The 1,782-nt window shown below is 42.0% G+C and carries 1 protein-coding gene and 2 pseudogenes; 1 reads left to right on the top strand and 2 read right to left on the bottom strand.

What is annotated here, in order from left to right:
• Positions 1-485 (bottom strand): annotated as a pseudogene (locus F6K53_RS39780) (hypothetical protein); the annotation flags it as partial.
• The gene (locus tag F6K53_RS39775) at positions 454-735 is read right to left on the bottom strand and encodes a hypothetical protein (RefSeq protein WP_293085519.1); all 282 of its coding nucleotides are present in this window, start codon (positions 733-735) and stop codon (positions 454-456) included. The pseudogene F6K53_RS39780 and the gene F6K53_RS39775, both read right to left, overlap by 32 nt.
• A 648-nt stretch (positions 736-1,383) precedes the next feature.
• On the opposite strand from F6K53_RS39775, the pseudogene F6K53_RS39770 reads away from it, so the two are divergent.
• Positions 1,384-1,782, top strand: a pseudogene (locus F6K53_RS39770) (ISAzo13 family transposase); the annotation flags it as partial.

The following is a 1,782-nucleotide window of genomic DNA, read 5'->3' as shown; positions in this document are numbered from 1 at the left end:
CGAAAGTTCCAAAACCCTCTATCTAAGATGAGTAGCGTTTTGGCTGGGATCAATTCTAACAAGTTGGGCACAAAGTTACTCTCATGGGTGTAAGGATTAGATTTAAACCAGGTTTCGACTGGAAAGCGTGTTTCTAAATCTACCACCGCACAGATTCTACCTCCTAATTGACCCAGAGGTACTGTTTCTAAACTTTTTAGCTTACGAAACAATTCCTCTCCGGTCGTTGCATCTACTATCCACAAACGTTCAAAATACTTTCTCGCTCTTTTAACGCTTACCGGACTTTCTCTGTTTCTTTGCTGCCAACGTTGGTTTAACAAAACTAGTAAGTCTTTTAGTACTCTTTGAAACAATGATGCTGGAAAGGTTAAGAATCTTTGAGATAGGGCTTGTTGAGACACTTTCACTGCCTTCGCCCACAGCAAGTTTTCCCTGTCTTGATGCAGTCGCTCATGGGGGAAACCCCCAAGACCGCGCTGCATCGCTTGCTAGCATTCGATTGAGCTCTGTTACTGATGGTACTTGCCTCCACAGTAAACTCAATACCACTGCCAGCATCAATGGTAAACTCAATATCCTGCTTCTCATGTCTAATGAGCGGTAGTAGGCTAGTTGATTGTACACGCAAGGTTTGACTAAATCTTCTAGTTGTTGAGCTATGACTTTGTTATCTATATTGGGCTGGTTTCGCGGTCTGGTGTGGTCTCTAATACTTTTTTGTGAATGAGCCATTCTCTTTTTACCTTTATAACCACCGATACTTCAGTTAGTCTACGGTTCGCGAGCCGCATATGCTGGTGCTCGAAGCGTACGCACAGTTTGGGGTTAGCGTACGCACAGTTTGGGGTTAGCGTACGCACAGTTTGGGGTTAGCGTACGCACAGTTTGGGGTTAGCGTACGCACAGTTTGGGGTTAGCGTACACACAGTTTGGGGTTAGCGTACACACAGTTTGGGGTTAGCGTACGCACTGAATAGTTTACCTAGTAAAGGATACAGCAATTTCTGGAAAGTACTTGACAAATTGCTCTTTTGCTTAACTTGTCACCAATGGGTAATGGGTAACTAGGTAATGGGTAATGGCTCAGCAGTAATGGCTCAGCAGCAATTACAATTACCAATTATCTTGTTACCCATTACCGATTATTACTGAAATGCTTTATGGGTAAGTATTTTTAGCGCTAAACTCCAGATAAACTTGATTTATGCAATCAGCAACATAGACTGGGATCCCACTGATGCTGCCCCGATTAAACTACCATTTGCTCCACCTTCTTAGTAGTCCAGTCCCCCTCTATTGCTTAGGAGTTGCGCAGAAACAACTTTCTGATAAGGGTCTAAAAATGAGACAATAGAATCGAAGTGATTGTTTCTGGGTAAAATGTCAATAATTGAGGATATTAGAACCAAATTTGAGGCTTTAATGCCATACATGGATGAAAAACTCAGACGGTTGTGGTCAGGAGCTGAAGCAGTATCTTTAGGGAAAGAAGGAATAAAAACAGTGGCTTTTGCGACTGGATTATCAAGTAAAACCATTAAAAGGGGAATTCAAGAACTACAAGTTCCAATTGTTCAAGATGATAATCAAAATCAAAGAAGGAGCTCAACTAAGATCCACAGAAAAGTGAGAAAACCTGGAGGTGGACGCAAAAGTTTATCGCAAAATGACCACACATTAATTCAAGATCTAGAAAAATTAATTGCACCAGCGACTCGTGGAGATCCAAGTTCTCCGTTACTCTGGACATCGAAAAGTACCGCAAAATTAGCCAAATGG

Source organism: Moorena sp. SIO4A1 (assembly GCF_010672065.1).
GTDB lineage: Bacteria > Cyanobacteriota > Cyanobacteriia > Cyanobacteriales > Coleofasciculaceae > Moorena.
This window is presented reverse-complemented; position numbering and strand designations above follow the sequence as displayed.